This is a genomic window from Chryseolinea lacunae (assembly GCF_016735595.1).
Lineage (GTDB): Bacteria > Bacteroidota > Bacteroidia > Cytophagales > Cyclobacteriaceae > Chryseolinea > Chryseolinea lacunae.
In genome coordinates this window covers 49,857-68,101 of sequence record NZ_JAERRB010000012.1, presented here as the reverse complement: position 1 = coordinate 68,101, position 18,245 = coordinate 49,857, and the positions used below count along the sequence as shown (strand labels likewise).

Annotated in this window: 15 protein-coding genes and 1 pseudogene; 6 read left to right on the top strand and 10 right to left on the bottom strand. The window is 48.0% G+C overall.

Annotated features, from left to right (window positions below):
• Positions 1-70 precede the first annotated feature (70 nt).
• Together JI741_RS25830 and JI741_RS25825 are read left to right on the top strand one after the other, a co-directional pair.
• A complete protein-coding gene (locus JI741_RS25830) occupies positions 71-1,237 on the top strand; it encodes an acetyltransferase domain-containing protein (RefSeq protein ID WP_202014478.1) in 1,167 nt (388 codons plus the stop codon).
• A 122-nt stretch (positions 1,238-1,359) separates the two neighbouring features.
• A complete protein-coding gene (locus tag JI741_RS25825; protein WP_202014477.1) occupies positions 1,360-2,121 on the top strand; it encodes a hypothetical protein in 762 nt (253 codons plus the stop codon).
• A 227-nt stretch (positions 2,122-2,348) separates the two neighbouring features.
• On the opposite strand, the gene JI741_RS25820 is transcribed toward JI741_RS25825, so the two are convergent.
• From JI741_RS25820 to JI741_RS25790, 7 genes are all read right to left on the bottom strand, one after another.
• The gene (locus tag JI741_RS25820; protein WP_202014475.1) at positions 2,349-2,792 is read right to left on the bottom strand and encodes a KTSC domain-containing protein; all 444 of its coding nucleotides are present in this window, start codon (positions 2,790-2,792) and stop codon (positions 2,349-2,351) included.
• A gap of 208 nt (positions 2,793-3,000) precedes the next feature.
• The gene (locus JI741_RS25815) at positions 3,001-3,714 is read right to left on the bottom strand and encodes a DoxX family protein (protein ID WP_202014473.1); all 714 of its coding nucleotides are present in this window, start codon (positions 3,712-3,714) and stop codon (positions 3,001-3,003) included.
• Positions 3,715-3,872: 158 nt separating this feature from the next.
• The gene (locus tag JI741_RS25810; protein WP_202014471.1) at positions 3,873-4,664 is read right to left on the bottom strand and encodes an HAD family hydrolase; all 792 of its coding nucleotides are present in this window, start codon (positions 4,662-4,664) and stop codon (positions 3,873-3,875) included.
• 165 nt (positions 4,665-4,829) lie between these two features.
• A complete protein-coding gene (locus JI741_RS25805) occupies positions 4,830-5,267 on the bottom strand; it encodes an SRPBCC family protein (RefSeq protein ID WP_369411860.1) in 438 nt (145 codons plus the stop codon).
• Positions 5,268-5,326: 59 nt separating this feature from the next.
• Positions 5,327-5,647 carry an ArsR/SmtB family transcription factor gene (locus JI741_RS25800; protein WP_202014467.1) on the bottom strand — a complete coding sequence of 107 codons (321 nt, stop codon included), beginning with the start codon at positions 5,645-5,647 and terminating at the stop codon, positions 5,327-5,329.
• Between the two features lie 258 nt (positions 5,648-5,905).
• Positions 5,906-7,369: a M56 family metallopeptidase gene (locus JI741_RS25795; protein ID WP_202014465.1), complete on the bottom strand. Its 1,464-nt coding sequence runs from the start codon at positions 7,367-7,369 to the stop codon at positions 5,906-5,908.
• Positions 7,366-7,755: a BlaI/MecI/CopY family transcriptional regulator gene (locus tag JI741_RS25790; protein WP_202014463.1), complete on the bottom strand. Its 390-nt coding sequence runs from the start codon at positions 7,753-7,755 to the stop codon at positions 7,366-7,368. Before JI741_RS25790 ends, JI741_RS25795 begins: the two co-directional genes overlap by 4 nt.
• A gap of 207 nt (positions 7,756-7,962) precedes the next feature.
• On the opposite strand from JI741_RS25790, the gene greB reads away from it, so the two are divergent.
• On the top strand, positions 7,963-8,436 hold the full coding sequence (greB, locus tag JI741_RS25785) for a transcription elongation factor GreB (protein WP_202014462.1): 474 nt from the start codon (positions 7,963-7,965) through the stop codon (positions 8,434-8,436).
• Positions 8,437-8,517: 81 nt separating this feature from the next.
• Here greB and JI741_RS25780 read toward each other — a convergent pair whose 3' ends face one another.
• On the bottom strand, positions 8,518-9,432 hold the full coding sequence (locus tag JI741_RS25780) for a TolB-like translocation protein (RefSeq protein WP_202014460.1): 915 nt from the start codon (positions 9,430-9,432) through the stop codon (positions 8,518-8,520).
• A 2-nt stretch (positions 9,433-9,434) separates the two neighbouring features.
• The gene (locus JI741_RS25775) at positions 9,435-10,631 is read right to left on the bottom strand and encodes a hypothetical protein (protein ID WP_202014458.1); all 1,197 of its coding nucleotides are present in this window, start codon (positions 10,629-10,631) and stop codon (positions 9,435-9,437) included.
• Between the two features lie 119 nt (positions 10,632-10,750).
• Between JI741_RS25775 and pdxR the strand changes: the two genes are divergently transcribed.
• Positions 10,751-12,229 (top strand): MocR-like pyridoxine biosynthesis transcription factor PdxR, encoded by a 1,479-nt coding sequence (pdxR, locus tag JI741_RS25770; RefSeq protein WP_202014455.1) that lies wholly within the window; start codon positions 10,751-10,753, stop codon positions 12,227-12,229.
• A 58-nt stretch (positions 12,230-12,287) separates the two neighbouring features.
• Positions 12,288-13,502: an FG-GAP repeat domain-containing protein gene (locus JI741_RS25765; RefSeq protein ID WP_202014453.1), complete on the top strand. Its 1,215-nt coding sequence runs from the start codon at positions 12,288-12,290 to the stop codon at positions 13,500-13,502.
• A 7-nt stretch (positions 13,503-13,509) separates the two neighbouring features.
• On the opposite strand, the pseudogene JI741_RS25755 reads toward JI741_RS25765, so the two are convergent.
• A pseudogene (locus JI741_RS25755) lies at positions 13,510-15,966 on the bottom strand (TonB-dependent receptor domain-containing protein).
• Between the two features lie 313 nt (positions 15,967-16,279).
• On the opposite strand from JI741_RS25755, the gene JI741_RS25750 reads away from it, so the two are divergent.
• The gene (locus tag JI741_RS25750) at positions 16,280-18,208 is read left to right on the top strand and encodes a helix-turn-helix domain-containing protein (protein ID WP_202014445.1); all 1,929 of its coding nucleotides are present in this window, start codon (positions 16,280-16,282) and stop codon (positions 18,206-18,208) included.
• Positions 18,209-18,245 lie beyond the last annotated feature (37 nt).

Below are 18,245 nucleotides of genomic sequence, written 5' to 3'. Positions count from 1 at the left end.
TGTACATTTTTTTAAAATGTCACGCAAGCGAGGGTAACCACTTTTTGGTCAACAACGGTTATCTTCACATATGACAGAATCAATAGAAGGTTCCTGGAATAACAAGTCGCGTCTCGAATCCATTGACATCGTGCGAGGTTTGATTATGATTATTATGGCCCTCGATCATGTTCGCGACTTTTTTAGCTACACCGCCTTTCGCCCGGACGATGTGACACAAACCTCCGTGCTTTTGTTCTTCACCCGTTGGATCACCCATCTTTGTGCCCCGACGTTCATATTCCTTTCCGGAGTCAGTATCTATCTCTACTCCAAAAAGGGTGTTGATCTAAAAAAGACAAGTGTGTTTCTTTTCACCCGTGGACTATGGCTGATCGCAGTGGAGATTTTAGTAGTCAGTTTCATTCTCACACAAGGATATGAACTAACGCTGCTTGCGGTAATCTGGGCGATCGGGTGTTCCATGATCCTGCTGGCTGCCTTGGTTTGGCTCCCACGTTGGCTTCAGATAATTCTCTCACTGACCATGATTGTTGGTCATGATGCCCTTCCAACAATTGAAAAGGTTTCGCCAGAAAACATGCTGTTTGCCTTTTTGCATAACGGCCCATTCTTCATAGGTGAGCCGCCGATTTTAGTCGCCTATGCCATTGTGCCCTGGGTGGGTGTGATGCTTTTGGGGTACGTTGTGGGGCAGTGGTTTTTCTACCCTTCACAAACACGTGACTCACTATTGCTAAGAACAGGCATCTTCGCTCTTGTTCTTTTTTTTGCATTGAGATTCGTAAACCTCTACGCCGATCCATTGCCCTGGAGTGTGCAGGAAAGGGGAGGGGTTTTCACGGTGCTTTCTTTTTTGAAAGTGTCAAAGTCGCCGCCGTCACTTTTGTTTCTTAGCGTAACACTGGGAATAGCCTGCATTCTATTGGCGTATGCCGAACGAATCTCGGCGAGCGCTAAAAAAGTTCTGATCGTGTATGGTCGGGTGCCGTTGTTCTATTTTGTCGCGCATCTTGCCATCATAAGTGCTACATCATTTTTATGGACGTCCTTGTCGTTTGGTAAGGGCGTTAATCTGTCCTTTATATCGGCTAAAGATTGGCCTGCGGAATATGACCCGAATTTGTGGCGCGCATATTTTGTGTGGGTGCTTCTGGTTGCCGCACTCTATTTTCCGTGCCGTTGGTATGGGAACTACAAAGCGAAAAGCAAAGCGTGGTGGATGACTTATTTATGAGGACGATAAATGTCACGTTCGTCGACCTTCTTCGCGAAGTCAAAGCTTTTTTCTGGGGGAGGGAGGCAAACGCCCCAAATCAAGGTGTCTAATAGTATTATGATAAGAAGCCACTATACTCCATGGAAATAGTTATGAAAAAAACACCTTGGGCTTATTGCCTTTGTCTAGTGTTATTTTTAAGTGGATGCACTTTTATATCTACCCCAATAGAGAGGAATGATGTATATGCGCAATGTGCCAAAGGCGACACTATTAGTTTTGAATTATTCAAAAAAACTCAAAGTATAAAAAAGACTGATAAATGGTATTTGATTTGGCTTGATTTATATAAAGATGGAGGCGATCAGTATGCACCTCATTTACTTGTTTGTGACCATAATTTAGTGCTTAAAGGAGCCACGGGTGTGTACCCAGAGATAATTAAAGTGAAAGGAGATACGCTATTTTGTATAACATCAGAAGAATATATTGCCGAAAAAAATAAAAGTGTCAAGCCTTACAGGGATGATTTGCCAAAAGAAATTGTACTTAGTTTAAAAGAAAGAGAAAAAACTTGGAATGGCTATCAGAGAAATCCTTCTGCAGTAGTTGATAGTATTCAATTATTGCAAAATTCGGTTAGTGCAAAATTTTATTTAAAGACTTCTGATAGTATCTACTTTCCTGGTAGAAAGCAATATTTTGAGGATATTGTATATTATTCAAAAGCGTTTAAGAAGGTCAAAATTTTAGAATTTCCTGTTTCTTCGTTGCATTTTGATCGTAGTGAAAAATATATTTATGTCATTGACGATAATGATGTTCAGTTTGAAATGCACACTTTAGATAATAAAGTTTTTGAAAAGGTTATTTTAAATATTTGGCAGGCTATAAAAAAGTAAAACGTCACTTTACCGTCCAGTAAATCCTTCGTTCTTTTTTAGTATTCAATCAAACAACATATCAAAGCAGCTCCCGGAACAAGCGGTATGTTTGTGAGCTTTACCATTAAATTCCTGACATCGAGATGCTGGGCAAGCACGTTCTTCGGGGGAAAGATGAAACCTGTTAGGATAGCGGGCATCGCCATGCGGTGATGGAATCTGAAAAGAATGAGCGACAACCTCACTTACGCCTCAACCGCCTTCGTCACCTTTCTATAAATGAAATCGCTATAAATGTGTCTTCTGGCGAAACGATCGGGCGACTCTGCGTTCACCAGTTTCAGGTAGATACTGCGGGGCACACCGAAATATTCGAATGCGCTGCCATCTGTAAAATAGACCTGAAGGGTTTGACCCTTGTATTGAAAGTCGGTCATTTTGGAAGCCGTGATCACCGCGGTGTACTCTTCCAGCTTCTGCTCGCGTGTTTCGGGTGCTATGCTCACCAAAAAGTGATAGGCCTCAATAAACGCTCTGCTTTTCTCTTCGGCGGCGGTTTTCTCCTCGTCTGACTGAAACTTGTCCGGATGCCAGTCTTTCATGAAATTCCGGTAAATGGTCTTCAATTCTTTCAAATCGGCCGATTCGCCAACGCCCAAAAGGCGCCTGTATTCAATTATTCTCTTCATTGCGGCGCGAAAATAAGACATTTATTCAATATCTGCACGCCGGAGTAAACCCATACGGAGAATGCCGAGTAGGCATTTGGTCATGTCCTTTCCACTTCTTTCGCCACCCTAAGCGTTGATTGTTTAATGGTAACGAGGCCTAAGGTTTCCAAATGTCAGGTAACGAAAGTTAAGAGGGGAGTGGTCGTGTTTCTCACCTCTTATTGATTCACTCTTTCGCTTTGTCATACTCATTCAGGCACTCGTGAAGCTGTTTGCCCTGGTCATGAATGCAACCACAAAATTCCAGGCAGGCCTTGGGGTCGCTGTTGCCGGCACATCCATTTGTGCATTCAATGCGGGAATTGCCTGGCCGGATGTCGTACATAAAATGGTTTATGATTATTACGGCAGCGATCATCACAAAAACACCCCCGAAAAACAAAGACGGAAATTTGTGGCTCACCGGTTTTTCTCTTGCCAGATAATCATCCTCTTTTGTTTGCTTGAAGGGTAGGATATGTTTTATCCGGTTGTAGTCCCAGCACAATAAAAATATATTGGCCAGCAGCATCAGCGTGGTGATGCGTGTGCCTTCGAACCGGACGGCATAGGCCAGGATACAAATGTTCAGGATAATGGGAAAATACATTAGTGCCCCAAGAAGCGCCGTTCTTGGAATGAGCAACAAAACAGCAATGAGCAACTGCGAAATGCCGATGAAGGTGTAGTAGTATTCCGTGCGGTGTAATGCTTCCAGGTAATGCCCCAACGGATGGTTAACCGATAGCCCGCTGGCAAACCGTTCGCCCATAACTTTCACAATCCCGGAGGGAATAAAACCCAGCGCCAACACGACGCGACAGAATACGGCAAAATAGCGAAGCCATTTGTTTCCTTTTGCTTCGTCATATGCATGGTTAAGCCTGCCTGAGATACTCATAAAAAATTGAGTTGATGGTCACCCGTCGATTTTATCCATATGGCGTTGAAGCCAGACTAAACTTATCCAACAAAGGACTTTGATCCAATACATAAATGTAAAGAATTGCCGTTGAAACAGACAGGAGTATTTCTATGTGGATGCCGACCCGCGTATGCCTACAGTTGTTGCAGTATGCTCAGCACGCCGCGATCGTCGTTGCTGCGGGCTATAAATTTCGCGGCCTGTTTCACTTCCGGGTGAGCATTTTCCATGGCAAAACTAAAGTGCGCTTCACCCATCATTTCAACATCGTTAAGGTAGTCGCCAAACACCATGGTGTGCTCGCGGGCAATTCCGAATTTTCGCTGCACCACATCGAGTGCCTTTCCTTTGTGTGCCAGCTTGTGCGAAAGGTCCAGCCATACGTTGCCCGACACTTTTATCTGCAGGTCATTCTGGTATTGCAAAAAATGAGGATAGCTGTTTTGTTCGGCGCCGGATAAGTCGCAGATGGCGATTTTCAGAAATTCGTCATCGTCCACGTCTGCGAGGTTGTCTACGATAGCGTATTGATCGTAGTACATCGACAGTCGTGCAACAAACGCAGGATCTTCGTTGTCGATGTAGGCACTTTTTTTACCGCAAAGAATGGTGAGCACATTCGGCATCTTTTTTAAGTGCTTCAGAATGTCGTGGGTAAGATCGCGATCCATTTGCTGCAGGTGAAGCTCTTCGCCCTGATACATCACATAGCTGCCATTCTCGGCAATGAAAATGATGTCGTCCTGTATGCCGGGGAAACAGTTGTAGAGGTTCTGATATTGTCTTCCACTGGCCGCAGAGAACAGGATGCCCTTCGCTCGCATTCGATTGAATACGGTAAAAAAATCGGGGCTTAGTTCGTGTTTGGTATTGAGGAGGGTGCCATCCATATCGGAGGCTACAAGTCTTACTGATGAAAAATCCATAGTGCTGGTTCCTGGTGAAAGGAATCGGCCGTAAAGAGACTAAGATTTATTGATAGAAACAAACAACACACTTTTGGGGTCAGGTTCAAAACATCACTCCCCATCTGCACATTGCCATTGCCGATTGGCAAGGCAATGTGCGGGAGTGAAGGCCTCTTCAGCATTTCACTTCTTCGATAACGTGGCCAATAGGGCTCTCAGGTTTTCAAGTGTCGCCGTCATTCCTTCTTTGAAGCCGCCGGCAAGTACTCTTTCGAAACGCTCTGCAGATTCATTATAAATGTTGATGTTGACGGTTGTGGCTCCGTCTTGTTCACTAAAATTCAAATCCCAATCAGAACCGGGCAACTGCGGGTTCTCGTCTTTGTCAGCAAATGCGTTGAGCATTTTGAAGTTGGTTTTTGGGGTAATGGAAGTATATTTTTGAAGGCCCCAACTTTCTTGTCCATCGGGACTTACCATCGCATAAAACCTCCGGCCTCCAACTTTGAAGTCCATGTGTTTTGTTTTCGAAAGAAAGGGTTTGGGGGCATACCATTGATCGAGGATTTCTGGTTTTGTGAAAGCATCCCACACCAGTGAAAGGTCGGCATCAAACTCCATGTTTATGGATACCGTTTTTGTTGGTTTGTCAACAATAAAATCGAAGAGCGAAGTGTTTTTCATTTTTTTTGTTTTCTCATGGTTGATAATACTTGACCGAGTTGAACAAAACGGCTTTCCCAAATTTTCCGCAGTTGGTCCATCCAGATGTCAACCTCTTTCATTTTTTCAATTTCCAGGGAGTAATAAATTTCTCTCCCGTGTTGTTCCTGTTTCACCAGTTCGCATTCGGTGAGTATGCGCAGGTGTTTGGAAACCGCTTGCCGTGTCGTGTTAAAGTTTTCGGCAATGGCATTTGGTGTCATGGCTTGCAAAGCAATCAAGGTGATGATGGCCCGTCGCGTGGGGTCTGCAATGGCCTGAAAAATATCTCTTCTCATTGGAGCTGTTTGGTTTAAATGAGCAACGAATCGGTTGCAAATATATGCGCAACTGATAGGTTTCGCAAAATAAATATGAAATTATTTTGCTTATGGGAAGGAGATCAGGGTATCACGTTAACGGGATAACAATAAATCCCCACAAACTGGGGGATAAGTTGGAGGCTGTCGATTCAACGGCTAGAAAGACGATGGTGAGAGTGAAGGCGGCCAGAGACGGAGGTCCGCCTGCACATCTGAAACAAGTTTGATGAGTCGTTAACGGTTTTCAATCATAATCGAATCGGCCTTAATCGCTTCGTTGTCTTTGGCCTCGGTCAAATTCAACTTCGCAGTCCTCGAAGATTGATTCAGGGATCTGGAGATCCGGGTTGGACTATTAAGTACCTGGATGGCGTTCCGTGTTGGGAATTTTAAGCTTTGGTCACCCGGTCCATATATCCCGACCATTTTTAACAGAAGCCTGCTTTTTCGGAGGCAGTCTTCAAGACTCTGTTGCCTCGCGGTGGTGTCGGGATGTTGTATACCTACCGAACGGATCTTCTCAACGGCGACAGGGCGGGGTGTAATCCTTTTTCTTTGGGCAACATAAAGTTGATTGCCAACGGATAATGAATCCGGGAAAGTTTGACTGTGGGTGTTCGTATCGTTGATGTTTGTTTTTGTAGAATTTTTTTCCGGTTCGGCAGGGTGGGCTGTAGAGATATTGGCGCTGACAAGCACGATGCCCAGGTAAACCATAAGAAAGCCGATGGCAAAGATTCCTTTAGACCGGGCCTGTGCCGGGTTGGGATAAATATTAAAAAGTCGTTTGATGCGGTGAGAGAAATTTTCCGCGTTGGGTCCGGTTGCCGACATAGCCAAAGTGGGTTTAGTGAATGTATTCATTTCCTGTAGTTCCGTAAGCGCGCGGGCATAGACCATGGCATCGCCACAGAACCCAACGGTTTGGTCGTCGCAGCAGTGCTCGCGCGCTTCGCGAATGATGGTGTTGATGTGCCATAGGGCAGGGTGGTAGAACAACAGCACTTCCACCAATGCCTGGCAAATGTTTAGGAGATAGTCGCGCCGTTTGATGTGGTAGAGTTCATGAACCAGTATCGCTTCGAGTTGCGCGGTAGACATTCCCGAAAGAAGTGCAGCGGGAAGAAGAATAATAGGAGAGACGTCGCCCAGCGTGATCGGTGATGAGATGCGCCCCGATGTGGCAAGGACAACCTCACAGCGCAAACCGAGCGCTACCGAAAGCCGTTTCACTTCCTGCTGCCACACAGGCGCTGTCGCTTCGATGTTCGCTGGTGCGCGCAATTTTTTCAAGTAAAAGAAACTTCCGCCAAAACGGGTGCCCATCACAACAAGACCGGCACACCAACCCCATGCGAGTATGGGAACAGCGGCGTTGAGTGCATCGGCAATTTTGGAGAGAAGTGTTTGACTAACGACGAGGGATAAGGTCTGCACAGACTGCGTAGTGCGATCTGGCAGCGTAGACAGTTGTTCGGAGGTTGCGTGCCACTGCCATTCATAAACTGCCGTGGCGGCAGTGGTGAGAACACACAGCATCAGGGTTGAGATGGCCAGCGTGTAGCGTACGGTTGAAGATGCCTTCGGAAAAAGTTTGAGCAACGTCACAAGAACGAACCAGAGCAACGTGATCTGCCACAGCGAATGCAAAATGGTGAGCCCGATCATTTCGGAAATACGGATGGCGAGCGTGCTCATAACGTTTTGCCCTCCATTTTATCCAGCCATGCTTTCAATGCCTGGATCTCCTCCGGCGACGTTGTGCTTCGCCCGATGGCGTGGAGCACCATGTCCATAGCAGAACCCCGGAAAGCCGTATCCACGAGGCGATCAAACAACGAGTTGCGCGTGGCATCGCGCTGAAGAATCGCTTCATACGCGTGGGTTTTTTCGTCGCTGTCTATGCGGCGGATCATTTCCTTTTCCTGCATGCGCTGCATTTGTTTCAGCGTGGTGGTGTAGCCAACCTGCTTTTTTTTGCAGAGCTCTTCATGAACAAAACGCACGCTGGCCGGTTCATGATCCCATAGAATGCAAAGGATCTCCACTTCTGCGTCCGAAGGTTTCGGGACATCGGCTTCCATAAACTTTTTGTTTTTGGTGATAGACCAAATGTACGACGACACTTGTCGTAGATGCAAGAATATTTACGACAATTGTCGTAATATTTTGAAAAAACTGCCCTGAACGCGGTAAAAAAGAAGATCCTACGCATTTTCTGGCCCGGAAATCCGTTCCTTTGTGGCCGCTTTGAAAAAAGTATGTTTGTATTGCTCCACGATTAAGTCACCATGAAAACGCTCTTAATTACTCCAGAAGGTTTAGAAAAGTTAAAGGCAGAGCTGGATCATTTGTGGCGTGTTGAGCGGCCAGACACCACGCAAAAGGTATCGTGGGCCGCTAGCCTTGGAGATCGTTCCGAGAACGCAGACTATCACTACAATAAAAAGCGCCTGCGCGAAATAGACCGGCGTGTGCTCTATCTGCGAAAGTGTATCGATGATTTGAAGGTCGTGACCTATTCGTCCTTTCAGGAAGGCAAAGTGCTGTTTGGTGCGTGGGTGGAAATTGAAAATACCAAGGGCCACAAAATACGTTTCCGCATTGTTGGATACGAAGAGATTTTTGATCGGAAAGACTACATCTCCATGGACTCACCGATGGCAATCGCCCTGATGAAAAAAGAAGTGGGCGATGAGGTGGTTGTGAAAACAGGAGCGGGTGAGTTTGTGTGGCGTGTCACCAAAATTGAGTACCAGAAATAGGTTCCTATGGAGTGACAATGCCCATGGCGTATTCTCCTTCGCTGAAGATAGCGCCGTTTCTATAAGCATAGTTTATCGTTGCTACTTCAGTTTTTCTTTTAAGACCGTTGAACGTACCCACTTAATATTTCCCGCACTACTAAAAAAGAAATAGTCTCCATCGGGTGTGAGGTAAGGGCAATACTCGCGTGTGGGCGTGTTAATTTCTTTTCCAAGGTTATGCGCCTCGCCCCACTTTAGATTGGAATCTATCGTGGCACAATAAAGATCTCCACTGCCAAAGCTATCGTCCCTGTGTGATGACGTGAAAATAATGAAATCTCCCTTTGGTGAAATGAACGGGTCATATTCCGAAAACCCGGTATTCACAGCGCTTCCCAGGTTGTCAGGTGCACCATAGTTTCCATCGACCCATTTGCTGACATATAAGTCTTCTTCGCCATAACCACCTGCTCGGGAAGAAGCGAAATAAAGGTTGTCGTTTTCGGTGAACGAAATGTAATACTCGGCACTATCCGAATTTATGTTCTCCGCATTTGTAGGGTCAGACCAACGGCCATCGTGCAAGGGAGTCACAAACCAAATATCGTAGTCCATCACAGTGTCGGATTCGTTTTTTGGTCTGGTCGAAATGAAATAAAGTTTTCCGTCCGGCGAAAAAGCAGGGTCAGCTTCTGCATACCGATCATCCGCGAAGGACACAGGTGCGGGGTCAGTCCATGTATTCCCGTTATGTTGAGATACGTATAGCTGTGAGCGATTATTTTTTTTACGCGAAAAGTAAAAGGACTTCGCGTCGGGCGAAAAGGCCGAACCAAAATCGATGGAATCGGAAGACACAATGCCTGGCAAAAACACCAGGGCAATTGAATCGGGGAGAGGCTCCGGGTAAGAAATATTTTTAACGTCACGTTTGTCCTTTGCCACATTGCAGGACAGCAAAAACAAAGGGCTTATCAGACAGAGTATCTTCAACAATTCACCAACGGTTTTCATCTCTAGTCAATTCTATAGGAAACGTTAATCCAATTCCATTCCCATGTTTTTCCGTTGTCAGGAGAAAAGGCCTGGCTCCAAACGGGATGTTCCCGGTCGCGCATGTCCCAACGAAACAATACAATAACATCCTTGCCCTTGTAGATATCCTTACAGAAGAAATGCCCGATGTCATTGTCAAACGAACCGACCACGGGCGGATCTAACACACCCGAATTGCTGGCTACCCAATACAGGCTCCATAATTTTGTTTCCGGATTGAATAAACGAATGGTAAAACCTTCAAAGGGTTTGCCGTCGAACGTAGCTTTGTATAGATCTGTGTTGCCAATTCCATTTAGTATTGCGCCATAGTTCACATCAATAGATTCCAGGTCGATCCATTCATTGCTATTGGTCAATCGTGATTTAAGTCTTTTGTGATACATCTTCCACTTGCCCGCCAGGCCATCAAAATCATCATGCGATGAGTTTGTGGAAGCTTCTATTTTCAACGCACCGGCATTGTCAAAATGCAGATCAGGAATGGGTATTGACGTATCGAAGGTTAGTAGCTTTTTCAGTTGTTCCTTTTCGTCCTCGATTATCTTGCTTCCATAGTTGTAGCTATTCCATTCCCAGGTTTTTCCGTTGTCGTCCGAGAAGGCCTGGCTCCAGACGGCATGATTGGGATCGGTCTTGTCCCACCGTGCCATCACAACAATGGGTTTGCCGTTCATGGTTTCCAGGCAATAGAAAGATCCAATGTTGCCTTCAAAAGAACCGACCACGGGATTCTCATGATCCAACTTGCCATTTCTGCTGCTGGCCCAATAGATACTCCAAAGTCTTGTTTCTGGATTAAAGAGCGTTAGCCCTACACCTTCGAGCGGTTTTCCATCAATTACCGCGAGGTTGTTGTTTGTGTGGCCTAGTCCGTTCAACATTTTTTTATCCGTATTTGTCCCGTCGTACTCAAACCATTCGGTGCATTTGTCGAGCCTGGTTTTTAGTCTCCTGTTGCGAAGTTTCCAGTTGCCCTCAAAAAAATCGAAGTCATTTTGAGAAGACGTTTTGGAAGGACTAACAACCAGTTTGCCTGCGGGAGTGATGCTGGCATTGATTAGATTTTCTTTTGTAACAACGGATTGCGCCTGAAGGGTTGATGTCAGGCCAACGTAAAAGGAAATTATTAAGATGAAGTTCGATTTAGTCATCATGCGTCATAGATTTTTGTGGAATGGGACTGGATCAAAAATATGCGGACAGTGGCTTACTTGAGGGGGCCAGTTTTTATATTTGTACTGGGCCAGTTTAAATGGCTAAAAATCTTGTCACCATGTTTCCTTGGCGCGCCGCTATACAAGTAGAAAAAGGATCGGGAAAACCCGTTTATCTTCAGGTGGCCAATGCGATCATCCGCGAGATCAATGAAGGCCACTTGTTGCCGGGGCAAAAAATTCCAGGGGAAAGAGTGTTGGGGAGCCTGCTCACCCTTAACCGTAAAACCATCACGGCGGCAATCACCGAATTGCAAAGCCAGGGATGGATCGAAAGTTTTGAACATAAGGGGACATTCATATCAAAAAAGTTTCCCAAGGTGGAATACAAGCCCCTGCGCTATCAGAAGCCATTGCATAAAAAAGCACGTGCAACGGCCGGGGTGAACGACCTTCCGCGCCTGGCGTCTCTGCATTTAGACACATCCGGCAAAATATTGATAGACGACGGTGTGCCCGACGTCAGGCTGGCGCCTATCAAACTACTTTTTGCACACCAAAGATCCATTCTTTCAAAGAAGGCTTTTGCCAGCTTGTTAAAATATAATCATGTTGAGGGCGATCGCGATTTGCAGGTAACGTTGGCATCGTATCTCCAGCAAACAAGAGGCATCACATCGGAAGCGAATAACATATTTATAACGCGCGGCAGTCAGATGGGAATTCACCTTGTCATTGCTGCGTTGTTAAAGCCGGGCGAAACCTGCGTCACCAGTTTTCCGGGCTATCCCATTGTGGACGACATGATCAATCACCTCGGCGGGAGAGTAGAGCACATTCCGGTTGACGACGAAGGCATAGATACAGGAGAACTGGAACGGCTTTGCCGGCGCAAGAAGATCAAATTGATTTACACAACGCCACACCACCACTATCCAACTACCGTCACACTAACACCCTCGCGGCGGATTCAATTGTTGCAACTCGCCATCAAGTATAACTTCTACATTCTCGAAGACGACTATGCCTACGATTTTCAATACGACAATAGTCCCGTGCTTCCGCTGGCCAGTTTGAATACGAGCGGTCATGTGATCTATATCGGCTCCTTCAGCAAATGTCTTTCGCCATCCGTCAGGATTGGATATTTTGTTGCACCACGCAACGTGATGGAGTCGGCAAACAAGTTGAGACGGATCATGGATAGGCAAGGGGACCCGTTGCTCGAAAGGGCCATGAGCGAGTTCATTAAATGTGGCGACCTGCAACGGCACCTGAAAAAATCTGTAAATGTGTACCAGCAACGGAGAGATCGTTTTTGTGAGTTGGTCGAAGAGCATCTTTCTGGGTATGTAAACTTCATTAAACCCGAGGGCGGTATGTCGGTGTGGATGGTTTTTAAAAGAGCCAATGTCGCCAAAACCTTGCTGGAGAAACTTTCCGCGAAAGGTTATCTGCTGGATGTGGACCCTGATTTCCTAAAGAAGTTCAAGGCAGTGCGGATAGGGTTTGCATCGCTAAACGAGAATGAAATGGCGAGATTTGTTGCCACATTGAAAGGCATTTTTTCCACCGGTCACAAAGTGACTCTCCAATAGCATGGATCAGAATTTTTTCCACGACTTTTATGCGTGTCACTTAAATCGTCACTTGAAAATGTTTAGAAATCTTTTATTCTCGGGGTTGAAGGGTTGCCTGCTGTGTGCAGCACCGTTGGTCTTGCAGGCACAACAAAATGAAACGGCCTGGTTCAAGGATGTTACGACCACACACATACCCGTTGACGGTAGAGAACATGCGTTGGATGTTGTTTTCCTGGATGTGGACGGCGATCGCGACCTGGACGCCATACTGGCACTGGAGTCGGAACCCAACCGCTTATACCTGAATGATGGCAAAGGAAAGTTCACCTGGAAAAAAGGAGCATTTGCAGAACGCAATCACGATTCAGAACATGTGCGCATAGCCGACTTTAACAAGGATGGCAAAGCCGACATCATTTTTGTGGCCGAAGACGACCAGACACACGAGTATTACCTGGGCAAAGGCGACGGCACTTTTGTGGACGTAAGCGACCGTCTTCCCGCAAAAAGTGAGGCCAACGGCCTGGACGTGGGCGATGTGAACGGCGATGGACTGCCCGATATCATCGTCGGCAATTCCGGTTCCAAGGCACAGGATTTTTTATGGATCAACATCCCCGCGAAACCGGGTTACTTTATTGACCACACAACGGATTGGCTGCCCGCTATTGAAGATCAAACCCAGGCCGTGAAACTGGCAGATCTAAATGGCGACGGCACCCTGGATGTGGTTGTTGGCAACGAAGCACCACCAAATCGTTTGCTTTTTAACGACGGAAAAGGAAAGTTCACAGAACATCCCGAAAAGCTTGAACTGTTGGTGCCCTTACACACCCGCGACGTGTTGGTGTTTGATGCCAACCGAGACGGACATCCAGATATTTTATTCGTCAACCTTACCAGCAACGGCGGTCCATGGGACAAAGACCCGACAGCCCGTTTGCTCATAAACGACGGCAAGGGAAGTTTTAAAGATGAAACAGCAAAAAGAATTCCTGCACAGAAACTGTCCAGCTATTCGGGCACTATAGTAGATTTTAACCACGATGGCTTCGCGGACGTTATCTTAAGTGCTATTAACACACCCCCCTTTGAAGCCGCGCAGATGCAAGTCTTGCAGAATGATGGCAAAGGTGTGTTCACCAACGTAACCAGCAAAGTAATTCCGGCCACTACGGTATGTCGCGGCTGGGGCATTGCCGTAGGAGATGTGAACGGTGATGGTGTATTGGATTTGATGATTGGTGGATGGGGATCGCAGGTACGTTTATTACTAGGAAAAAAATAGCGTAAGATCAATCCGTCACCCGGCCGCGTTCTTCTTCGGCGCCACGCTTCACGGTTACGGTCTTCAACATCTTGTTGCCGATGGTGAAGGAATAGGTTAGCCGGATGTACTGGTTGTGCCAGTCGTAGCGAAACGATGACGAAAATTTATCCTCAGGCAAATCTGCATCGAGCACCCACACATTGGTGGCCAGGATGTCGTCCATGGCAAGCCGGAGTGTTCCATTTTTGCGGAAGGTTTTTTGCACGCCCGCGTTGAGCGATCCCAGCGCACGATACCGCACCACGCCACTCAGCGATGCTGACTGATACATTCCTGAAACCTCGAACGAAAACCCTTTCGGAAGTTTGATCTGACTCACCACGTTGGCATTAAGCCCGGGTTGATCCACCACCACGTTGTGCTCCAGGTGCGACGTTTGCACGCGCTGATATTGGAGCGTCAACGCACAGGTCACTTCCTACCAGGGTGCGATAGCAAGGGCAGTAGAGCTCACCAATGCCAGTGTGTTGGAGTAGTCGGTGTTTTGCGACCGGTAGATCAAGTCTGCAGATTGTCCCACACGCTCGGGCTGGAGATAGGCAATAGCACGGAGGGCACGTGTGCCCTGCAGGGAAATGTTCCACTGCTTAACCCTGTAGGAAATCGTGAACTGGTCAGACAGCGAAGGATACAATGCCGTGTTCCCCGACGAAAATGTGTTCGACGCCCAGAAGAACACGTAGGGAGCGATGTCGTTGTAGGTGGGACGCGTAATGCGCCGCGCATAAGACACCTGGAGGTCCTGTTCGGTTCCGATGTTCTTGCGAATAGAAACATTCGGAAAGAAGTTTCCATAACGGCGATCTACCAGGGCGGCGTTTATTGGTGTAGCGATATGGGTTTGCGTATACTCATAGCGTACACCCGCATTGATCTGCCACGCAACCTCAGGATTCCATTGGCCGCTGACATAGGCCGCTGCGATTTTCTCATCCAGGTCCGCATACGATGTGAATGCAGGGTCTGCAAGCCAGGCCCCGTCGGCATACCGCATCGTCGACACATTGTTGTTGAGATGGGTAACGCTGGCCTTCACACCGGCGTCCCATCGCCAGGCCGGAGAGGGTGTGAAAGTATAGTCGGCATGTGCCACCAACACACGAATCGGCGTGGTCTTTGTCAGGGCAATACGATTCTCGTCTGACAGATCGTTTCCAGGGACCGCGGTTTGATAGTGCGATGGGTTTTCGTTTCGGTAGAACAAAGCGTCAACGCCAAAGGTCAGGCTATGGGTTGTGTTGAAGCGATGCGTAACACCGGCAGAACCCGTAGCACTTCGCCACACATTCGACTCATAGATTAATGTGCTGCCCGTCATGGTGGAGTCGGCCGAAAGGATGTAACGTTCCTGCGAGTTTGCGTCCAGCTTCCAGTCGCGCTCGTAGGCAGTGAATAGAAAATTGAACGAGGTGTTTTTCGAAGGCGACCATTCGGCACCCAGGCTGAGGTTTTGTTGTGTCGTGATGTTCTCGCGCCGGCTATGCACTTCCTGAAATTGATTGAAATCGTTCACGAATGTTTCGCGCTGCATGTCGAGGGTGTGAAGGTTGTGATTTCGAAGAAAAGAATAGTCTAACGCCACGTTGAGCTGTTTTGAGCGATGACTGGCGTTCAGGGTCGCACCGACGTTTTCGGCCCAGCGTGAACCAACCGTTAGTCCTGCCAGAATATTGGTGCCCGCCTGATCACGCGTTTTGGTACGGATATGAACGATCCCTGCACCACCTTCTGCGTCATACTGCGACGAGGGTGATGTGATGAGCTCGATCGTTTCAATTCCCCCGGCGTTCATACCGTCCAGCATCTGCATGGCGGCGTCGGCCGGGATTTGCAACATCTTCCCGTCTATCATGAGGCGCACACCCGTACGTCCATTGATGGTTATGTTGCTGTTCTGTCGATTCACCACCACACCGGGAGATTTTTGAAGCACATCCAGCACCGTGCTTCCGGTTGACGTAACGCTCGATGCAACATTCAGCACAAGCTTGTCGGGTTGCTGATCGAAGACAATCTTCTGGCCGGTCACGTCAATAGCGTTAAGGGTGGTGGTGGATTCCTGCAGAATAATTTCAGGCAACGCAACATGCTTGTCTTCGACCACTACCGGTCTCGACACAAAAGTTTCGTAGCCCACCATCGAAATCCGGACCAGGTAGAGCCCGGATTTTATGCGGGTGAACGTGTATGCCCCATCCTTGCCGGTGGCCACGCCAGCCACAAGCGTTGAGTCCGTTCGGAGCAGCGAGGTTGTCGCGCCAGGCACGGCCTCAACACCGTTGGTTACGGTGCCGCGCAGGGTGCCTTGGGCCAGGCTGTAACCTGTAGTTACGAGGAGCGCCAGGAGCAAAGACAACAGCTTGCCCCAGGCCAGGTGATCAACAGGGTTGTGTTTCAACAAGAGGATGAATAGGGTTTTCATGAGGCGTCTTTTTTAGGGTTGGGATTGGTACGGCAAAAATTGCCCGGGAGCGCCTCATCACGATTGAAAAATTGTGTCAACTCCTTTAAACTTTTTTTTAAAGCATCGGATTGGTTAAAATGATTATCTTAATGATACCGAATTCCAGGTAGCGCACAAATCACGGGGCCAGTGCATGCGATTCTTTGTGCAAACCGATCGTGGTATTCGGGGATCCACGTAACCCATTTTGTGACACACCAAAAGGATGATCCTTCGTTTATGATTTACGGTATTTTGGCAGCCGGCAAAGCAGTCGGAAATTTCTCGTCGTATGGAAACCACGAATCACGTTGACACCATGTTCCTCGAACAGCTCCGGAAAGAAGTTGACCTTAACCTGACCAACGATCAGTTCAGTGTGGAAGAGCTGGCGCGTAACATCGGCATGAGCCGGTCACAGCTTCACCGCAAGCTCAACAGTGCCACGGGTCAGTCCGTAAGCCAGTTCATTCGCGAATACAGGTTGCAGCTTGGCATGGCGTTGCTTCGCGAAGGAAAGTTAACGGCCGCCGAAGTATCCGACCGGGTCGGCTTTGGGAGCGCTACATACTTCAGCAAATGTTTCAATGAATATTATAACTTCCCGCCGGGCGAAGTAAAAGCCAAGCTCGTGAGCGGCACCCTGGAGCAAGCCGTGGCTGCCGCAAAAAAAAGTGTGACAGACGAACCTGATGCATCGCCCGCTGCGGCACAGAAGTCGCAAACGCCCATTCGAAAAAAGGTGTGGGCGGCAGTCCTGGTGGCAGTCCTTATTAGTATGGCAGCCGTCTGGTTTTTGTTCGTGCGCGAGCCGCGTGGCGCAGCACGACATGACAAGTCTATCGCCATTCTCCCTTTCAAAAACCTGAGTGCCGACAAGGGCAATGAATATTTTAGCGAAGGTGTGATCGAAGCCATCCGCACCAGCCTGTCGGAGGTGGGCGAGCTTCGGGTCATCTCACGCACGTCTGTGGAACAGTATCGCGACACCGACAAACCGGCGAGAACCATTGCAAACGAATTGGGGGTTTCGACCTTGCTGGAAGGCAGCGTGCAGCGAAGCAACAACAAAGTGAGGATCGATGTGCGACTGGTGGATGGCGCAAGCGAAACGCAGGTTTGGGCTGAGAGCTTCGACCGCGAGTTGCAGGATGTGTTTGCCATACAACATGAAATTGCCTATCGCGTGGCAAACGAACTCCACGCCAAGCTCACGGCTGAAGAACGCAGCAACCTCTCGAAAAGCGACACCAAAAATCCGGAAGCGTACGACCTGTACCTGAAAGCTGTTTATCAATACAGAACCTACACCAACAAGGGAGCACACAACGCTACCGACCTGCTCACCAAAGCCATTGCGTTGGACCCGAACTACGCCAAAGCCTATGCCTGGCTTGCCAACAGCTACATCTCGCTGGCCTCCATCTGGGGCGCCGAACTCAGCGCCACCGACGCGTTGCAAAAAGGAAAGCCTTACATCGACAAGGCCCTGGCCCTCGACCTGGACCAGGCGCGCATGCTCATGGGATTCTATAGACTGTATTACGACTGGGACCTGCAAGGCGCCGCTGGCGAATATGAGCGCTCCGTAAAATACGGACACCCCGATGCTCTGGCGTTGTATGTCGACTATCTCAATTTTATAGGCCGACACAAGGAAGCCCTGACGCTGGCCGAACGCCTTAATGCAATTGATCCCTACTATCCCAACAGCCGCATGATCCTGTCTTACTTCTACAACAAGAAGCTGACGGAAGCAAACGAATTCTCGGCACGGCGCATCCAGATATTCAACAACTACTATACGCTCGATTCGCATGGCTTCCTGTTGCTCAACACCGGCCACTACAAAGAGTCGATCGAATATTTCAAAAAGGCCATGGCCCTGGAAGGAATTCGTTACCCGCGAATGCTCGGGTGGATGGGAGCAGCCTATGCAAAAATGGGTGAGCGCGAACAAGCCATGGAAATCATTCGCGAATTCGAACGCCGACTGCCGGTAGACAAAGGAGGCTCCATCTCATTCTTTACCGCCGTGATCTATTCGGCCCTGGGCGAAAAACAAGAAGCGCTGGCGTGGCTCAACAAAGCCTACACCAACCACGACATGGAAATGCCATGGCTGCTAACCGAGCCCCAGTTCTACAACCTTCACAACGAGCCTGCCTTTAAGCAGATGGCGTCGGAGATGGGTTTCGATAAAATGAAACCGCTTCCCTGAGCGAATCGTTCTGTAAATTAAGGGGTCAGATATTCGC

What these genes read in the sequence shown, in the direction of transcription:
- JI741_RS25750 (WP_202014445.1), top strand. Translation starts at nt 16,280, where the DNA reads ATGGAAACCACGAATCACGTTGACACCATGTTCCTCGAACAGCTCCGG.
- JI741_RS25790 (WP_202014463.1), bottom strand. Translation starts at nt 7,755, where the DNA reads ATGGAAGCCGATGTCCCGAAACCTTCGGACGCAGAAGTGGAGATCCTT.
- JI741_RS25810 (WP_202014471.1), bottom strand. Translation starts at nt 4,664, where the DNA reads ATGGATTTTTCATCAGTAAGACTTGTAGCCTCCGATATGGATGGCACC.
- JI741_RS25795 (WP_202014465.1), bottom strand. Translation starts at nt 7,369, where the DNA reads ATGAGCACGCTCGCCATCCGTATTTCCGAAATGATCGGGCTCACCATT.
- pdxR (WP_202014455.1), top strand. Translation starts at nt 10,751, where the DNA reads ATGTTTCCTTGGCGCGCCGCTATACAAGTAGAAAAAGGATCGGGAAAA.
- JI741_RS25775 (WP_202014458.1), bottom strand. Translation starts at nt 10,631, where the DNA reads ATGATGACTAAATCGAACTTCATCTTAATAATTTCCTTTTACGTTGGC.
- JI741_RS25830 (WP_202014478.1), top strand. Translation starts at nt 71, where the DNA reads ATGACAGAATCAATAGAAGGTTCCTGGAATAACAAGTCGCGTCTCGAA.
- JI741_RS25765 (WP_202014453.1), top strand. Translation starts at nt 12,288, where the DNA reads ATGTTTAGAAATCTTTTATTCTCGGGGTTGAAGGGTTGCCTGCTGTGT.
- greB (WP_202014462.1), top strand. Translation starts at nt 7,963, where the DNA reads ATGAAAACGCTCTTAATTACTCCAGAAGGTTTAGAAAAGTTAAAGGCA.
- JI741_RS25805 (WP_369411860.1), bottom strand. Translation starts at nt 5,267, where the DNA reads ATGGAGTTTGATGCCGACCTTTCACTGGTGTGGGATGCTTTCACAAAA.
- JI741_RS25780 (WP_202014460.1), bottom strand. Translation starts at nt 9,432, where the DNA reads ATGAAAACCGTTGGTGAATTGTTGAAGATACTCTGTCTGATAAGCCCT.
- JI741_RS25820 (WP_202014475.1), bottom strand. Translation starts at nt 2,792, where the DNA reads ATGAAGAGAATAATTGAATACAGGCGCCTTTTGGGCGTTGGCGAATCG.
- JI741_RS25815 (WP_202014473.1), bottom strand. Translation starts at nt 3,714, where the DNA reads ATGAGTATCTCAGGCAGGCTTAACCATGCATATGACGAAGCAAAAGGA.
- JI741_RS25825 (WP_202014477.1), top strand. Translation starts at nt 1,360, where the DNA reads ATGGAAATAGTTATGAAAAAAACACCTTGGGCTTATTGCCTTTGTCTA.
- JI741_RS25800 (WP_202014467.1), bottom strand. Translation starts at nt 5,647, where the DNA reads ATGAGAAGAGATATTTTTCAGGCCATTGCAGACCCCACGCGACGGGCC.